General features: G+C 74.5%; 5 protein-coding genes and 1 pseudogene. 3 read left to right on the plus strand and 3 right to left on the minus strand.

Annotated elements, in window-relative coordinates; translation table 11 throughout:
* Window positions 1-852, plus strand: an 852-nt coding sequence (locus tag AB8Z75_RS31630; RefSeq protein WP_369208043.1) for a VTC domain-containing protein, incomplete at its 5' end; no start/stop codon positions are given.
* A 13-nt stretch (window positions 853-865) separates the two neighbouring features.
* Here AB8Z75_RS31630 and AB8Z75_RS31635 read toward each other — a convergent pair.
* Window positions 866-1318 (minus strand): Lrp/AsnC family transcriptional regulator, encoded by a 453-nt coding sequence (locus tag AB8Z75_RS31635; protein WP_369208045.1) that lies wholly within the window; start codon window positions 1316-1318, stop codon window positions 866-868.
* Window positions 1319-1430: 112 nt separating this feature from the next.
* Here AB8Z75_RS31635 and AB8Z75_RS31640 point away from each other — a divergent pair, with 112 nt between their 5' ends.
* Window positions 1431-2075 carry a LysE family translocator gene (locus AB8Z75_RS31640; protein ID WP_369208047.1) on the plus strand — a complete coding sequence of 215 codons (645 nt, stop codon included), beginning with the start codon at window positions 1431-1433 and terminating at the stop codon, window positions 2073-2075.
* Between the two features lie 74 nt (window positions 2076-2149).
* Here the strand turns inward: AB8Z75_RS31640 and AB8Z75_RS31645 are convergent, their stop codons facing one another.
* Together AB8Z75_RS31645 and AB8Z75_RS31650 are read right to left on the minus strand one after the other, a co-directional pair.
* Window positions 2150-3544 (minus strand): ATP-binding protein, encoded by a 1395-nt coding sequence (locus AB8Z75_RS31645; RefSeq protein WP_369208049.1) that lies wholly within the window; start codon window positions 3542-3544, stop codon window positions 2150-2152.
* Window positions 3544-4305, minus strand: coding sequence for a response regulator transcription factor (locus AB8Z75_RS31650; protein ID WP_369208051.1), 762 nt, complete (start codon window positions 4303-4305; stop codon window positions 3544-3546). Before AB8Z75_RS31650 ends, AB8Z75_RS31645 begins: the two co-directional genes overlap by 1 nt.
* A gap of 130 nt (window positions 4306-4435) precedes the next feature.
* On the opposite strand from AB8Z75_RS31650, the pseudogene AB8Z75_RS31655 reads away from it, so the two are divergent.
* Window positions 4436-4741 (plus strand): annotated as a pseudogene (locus AB8Z75_RS31655) (hypothetical protein); the annotation flags it as partial.

Genomic DNA, 4741 nt, shown 5'->3' on the forward strand with positions numbered 1-4741 from the left:
GCCCCGGCCTGCTCGGGCCGCGCCCGCCTCGCCCCGTCCGTCCGTGCGCTCGCCCGCGCCGCGCTGGCCGCGCACCCCATAGGACTGGACGCCGTCAACGAGCGCGCCCGGCTGCTGGACAGGTACGACCGCTGCTACCTCGTGCGGGCCACCACCTTCCAGGACATCGCGGCACACCTGACCGACCCGCACCGCGACGAGCCCTTCCGCGCCCTGTCGATCGGCGGCCGGCGCTGGTTCCGCTACCACTCCGTCTACTACGACACCCCCGGCCTGCGCGCCTACCACGACCACCGGCAGGGCCGCCGCCGGCGCTGCAAGATCCGCGAGCGGCTGTACGCGGACACCGGCGAGCGGCAGTTCGAGATCAAGGTCAAGGGCGGGCGCGGCCAGACGCTCAAGTACCGCCGCCGCCTCGCCGAGCGCGCCCCCGCGCTGGAGGACGCCTCCCGCGCCTTCCTCGCCCGCACGCTCCAGGACGCCTACGGCTCCGACTTCGAGGTCCCCGCGGACCTGACGCCCAGCCTGGTCACCGACTACACCCGCGCCACCTTCGTGGCCGAGGGGCAGCGCATCACCGCCGACGCGGCCATGGTCTGCCGGGACGCCGACGGCAACGAGGTGCACGGCGCCCGCGATCTGCTCCTCGTCGAAACCAAGTCGCACGGCCACCTCACGGAGGCCGACCTCCTCCTGCACGAGCACGGCCTGCGCGCCGCGGAGTTCACCAAGTACGCCTCCCTGGCGGCCCTGGACCCGGCCCTCCCGGCCAACCGGTGGCTGCGGTCGCTGAAGGAGACGTTCCCGGGGGAGACGCTGTCGGAGGCAGGGACCGCCCCGGCCGTGCCGTGACAGAGGGAAGCCCTCACGCGGGCAGCGGGCGTTCGTGGACGACGTGCTTCATCACGAGGGTCGAACTCAGGCGCTGGACGCCGGGGAGCGTGGCGAGGTTCTCGTCGTAGAGGCGCTGGAAGGCGGCGAGGTCGGCGGTGACGACGCGCAGGAGGTAGTCGGGGTCGCCGAAGAGGCGCTGGGCCTGGATGACCTGGGGGAGGTCGAAGAGGGCCTGTTCGAAGGCGGAGATGGTGGTGCGGTCCTCCTGGCGCATCGTGACGAAGACGAGGGCGTCGAAGGTGAGGCCGACGGCCGCGGCGTCGACCACGGCGCGGTAGCCGCGGATCGCTCCGCCGCGCTCCAGCTCGCGCAGCCTGCGGTGGCACGGGGAGAGGCTCAGCCCGACCCGTGCCGCCAGCTCCGTCACGGTCAGGCGGCCGTCGGCCTGAAGCTCGGCAAGAATCTGCCGGTCCATGTCGTCCATGGGGAAGATTCTTCCACTATTCGGCGCCTGAGCGACGTGGTGAGGGAACACCTTTGGGGCATTTCTTCGTATTCTTTCTCTCCACACCCGTTCGAGAGGAAGAACCGTCCCCATGGCTGCCAGCTCCATAGCCGCCTTCGCCGCCGTCTCCTTCCTCCTGGTCCTCGTTCCGGGAGCGGACTGGGCGTACGCGATCACCTCAGGACTGCGCGACCGGTCCGTGGTCCCCGCGGTCGGCGGGCTGATGCTGGGGTACGTGGGGCTCACGGCCGTCGTCGTGGCGGGCGTGGCTGCCGTGGTGGCGCGGACCCCCGGAGTGCTGACCGCACTGACCCTGCTGGGCGCCGCCTACCTCGTCTGGCTCGGGGCGACGACGCTGATCGGGGCGAAGGACGCCACGCCCCCGGGCGCGGGGGACGAGGCGGCGGTGGCCGCCGCCCCCACCGGCCCCCACGCGCGCTCGCGCGTGCTCAAGGGCGCCGGGGTCAGCGGCCTCAACCCCAAGGCACTGCTCCTGTACGTCGCGCTGCTGCCCCAGTTCGCCGACCAGCACGGCAACTGGCCGCTCGCGCTGCAGATCGGGCTGCTGGGGCTGCTGCACATGTGCACGGCAGGGGCCGTGTACCTGGGCGTCGGCTCACTGGCCCGCACCGTGCTGCGGGCCCGGCCGACGGCGGCCCGGCTGATCACCCGGCTCTCCGGGGCGGCGATGATCGTGCTCGGCGGCCTGCTGCTGGTCGAACAGATCCCGCACTGATCCGGTTTCCGTGCTGAGCCGGTTACCGGCTGAGCCGGATCCCGTGCTGGGCGACGTTCCCGTGCCGAGCCGGTTCACGGCCGGGTCGCCGCGCCGAAGCGGCAGGTCACCGAGGCCCCGCCGTGGTCCGGCGAGGTGCCCAGCGTCACGCCGCCGCCCGAGTCCTCCGCCGTCGTGCGGGCGATGTCGAGGCCCAGGCCCGTCGAGCCCGCCCCGCTCGTGCCGCGCGCGGCCACGTCGGCGGTACCGTCGCCGCCCTCGGCGAACCCCGGGCCGTCGTCTTCGACGGTGAGGACGCCGAAGGCGCCGTCGGCACCGGCCGAGACCGTGAGCCACAGCCCTGTGCCTTCGGGGGTGTGGTCGAGGACGTTGCCGATCAGCGTGTCCAGGACGGCGGTCAGGTCCTCCGCCGCCACCTGCACGAGAGCCGGGCGGGGCGCGAGGACGGTGACCGCACGCCCCTGGTCCTCGGCCAGGGGCGCCCAGAAAGCGGCGCGCTCCCGCACGAGTTCGGCCAGGTCGCACCGCCGGCTGCCGGGGGCGGCACCGGCTCGTCTGGCCGCGCGGATGACGCTGTCCACACTGCGCTCCAGCGCGGCGACCGAGTCGCCGATCCGGGCGGCCTCGTCCGCGTCGCGGAGCCCCTCCGCGTCGAGCCGCAGCGCGGCGACCGGCGTGCGCAGGCGGTGTGCGAGGTCGGCGCCGCGTTCGCGTTCGGCGGTGACGAGGCCGTCGATGCGCTCGCCCAGCTCGTTGAGGCGGCCGGCGAGCTGGCGCAGCTCGCGGGGTCCCACCGGTTCGGCGCGGGCGGTCAGCTCTCCCGCGGCCAGCCGGTCGGAGACGGTGGCGAGCTGCCGGGTGGCGCGGACGATGCGCGCGGCGAGCCGGTCAGCGAAGGCGAGGCCGAGCAGCATCAGCGCGACGCCGAGCCCGAGGACGGCCAGCCAGGAGGGCAGGACGCCCGCGTGCAGCCGGTCCTCGCCGACGGCGACCTGGACGACGGTGGCGGAGCGGCCACCGGCGTCCGTCCCCTTGCCCGACCCGGATGCCGCCCCGCCGGCCCCGCCCTGGGCGCCGAGCACCGGGACCAGCACGACCCGGCCGCCGCCGCGCGCCTGCCCGGGCGCGTAGGTGAAGGCGCGGCCGTGCCGGGCGAGGGCCAGCGCGTCGTCGCTGACCCCGACGGGCCGTGGCCCGAGCACCGTGTCGTCCGCGAGGACCACGGAGGTGCGCGGCTGTTCCTTGCCGTTGAGCCCGTCGAGTACCCCGGCGACGACCTCGCGACCGCCGTGGCCGCCTCGGCCCAGCGAGCCCCCGACCACCGCGGCCACGGACTGCGCCCGCTCGGTCGCGTCCGTCATGGCCCGGTCCTCGGCGTGGCTGCGGACGAGCAGGGCGAGGGGGACGAGCAGGACGGCGAGGACGACGGCCGTGGTGGTGCCGATGAGGGCGAGGAGTTGCCGGCGCATCAGCCGTCGTCCCCGGCGCCGTCCGGGGCCGCGGTGCCGTCGGGTATGGCGGTGCTGTCCGGTGTGGCGGCGGCGTCGGGTGCGGCGAGTTTGACGCCCACCGTCCGCACGGTGTGCAGGTAGCGGGGGCTGTGGGCGGTCTCCCCCAGTTTCCTGCGGAGCCAGGAGAGGTGGACGTCCACCGTCTTGTCGGCTCCGCCCAGTGGCTGCTGCCACACCTCGGCCAGTAGCTCGCGCCGGGATATCACCTGGCCCTGCCGCCGTGCCAGGTAGCACAGCAGGTCGAACTCGCGGGGGGTGAGTTCCAGCGGTTCGCCGTCCAGCGTCACCTCGCGGGCGGAGGGGGCGACCCGCAGCCCGCCGACCTGTACGGGCGGCTCGGGCTCGTCGGGGTCGCCGCTGCCGAGCCGCCGCAGCACGGCCTTGATGCGGGCGTCCAACTGCCCGGAGCCGAACGGTTTGACGAGGTAGTCGTCGGCGCCGTCCTCCAGCGCCGCGACGATCTCCGGTTCGTCGTCACGCGCCGTGGCGACGATGACGGGCACGTCGCTGACGGAGCGCAGCATCCGCAGGACCTGACCGCCGTCGACGTCCGGCAGCCCCAGGTCCAGCACGACCAGGTCGGGCCGGTGCGTGACGGCCGCGTCGAGCCCGGCCATGCCCAAGGAGGCCGTGGCGACGGCGTGCCCGCGGTCACGCAACGCCCTCACCAGGGCCGCACGGAGCTGGGGGTCGTCCTCGACGACAAGTAGATGCGCCATACACGAACATTAGCCACCGGGATCGGGACGGCCCCGGCGGGTGCCGGTGCCCGTACGGCTTGTACTGGCCCCGAGCCGGATTGTCCATTCCTTAACGCGGCGTTAGGAAAGGGAACGGCAGACTGCGAGGGTGAACGACCAGGCGGACGACGAACAGCAGCGGCCCAGGACCTTGACCCGAACGGCCACCGACACCCGGAGCGAGAGGCGCCGCCGCCGCCTCGCCGCGGCCGGGTGGCTGTGCGCGGTCGCCGCCGCCTTCCTGCTCGGGGCGTGGTCGTTCTCGCACGCCGACCCCGGCGGCCAGTACAGCCGCCCCGACCCGCTCACCGACGACGGCGTACGGCACGAGCTGGCCCAGGCCACGCAGCGGGCCGGCGCCCCCGCTCCCGACCCCGGCCCGTCGTCCCCGTCCGCCGCGGACTCCCCCGCACCG

The sequence above is a fragment of the Streptomyces sp. PU-14G genome (assembly GCF_041028275.1).
Classification (GTDB): Bacteria; Actinomycetota; Actinomycetes; order Streptomycetales; family Streptomycetaceae; genus Streptomyces.

Excerpts from the sequence above, each read along its gene's own strand:
- AB8Z75_RS31640 (WP_369208047.1), top strand. The coding sequence starts at position 1,431 with ATGGCTGCCAGCTCCATAGCCGCCTTCGCCGCCGTCTCCTTCCTCCTG.
- AB8Z75_RS31645 (WP_369208049.1), bottom strand. The coding sequence starts at position 3,544 with ATGCGCCGGCAACTCCTCGCCCTCATCGGCACCACCACGGCCGTCGTC.
- AB8Z75_RS31635 (WP_369208045.1), bottom strand. The coding sequence starts at position 1,318 with ATGGACGACATGGACCGGCAGATTCTTGCCGAGCTTCAGGCCGACGGC.
- AB8Z75_RS31650 (WP_369208051.1), bottom strand. The coding sequence starts at position 4,305 with ATGGCGCATCTACTTGTCGTCGAGGACGACCCCCAGCTCCGTGCGGCC.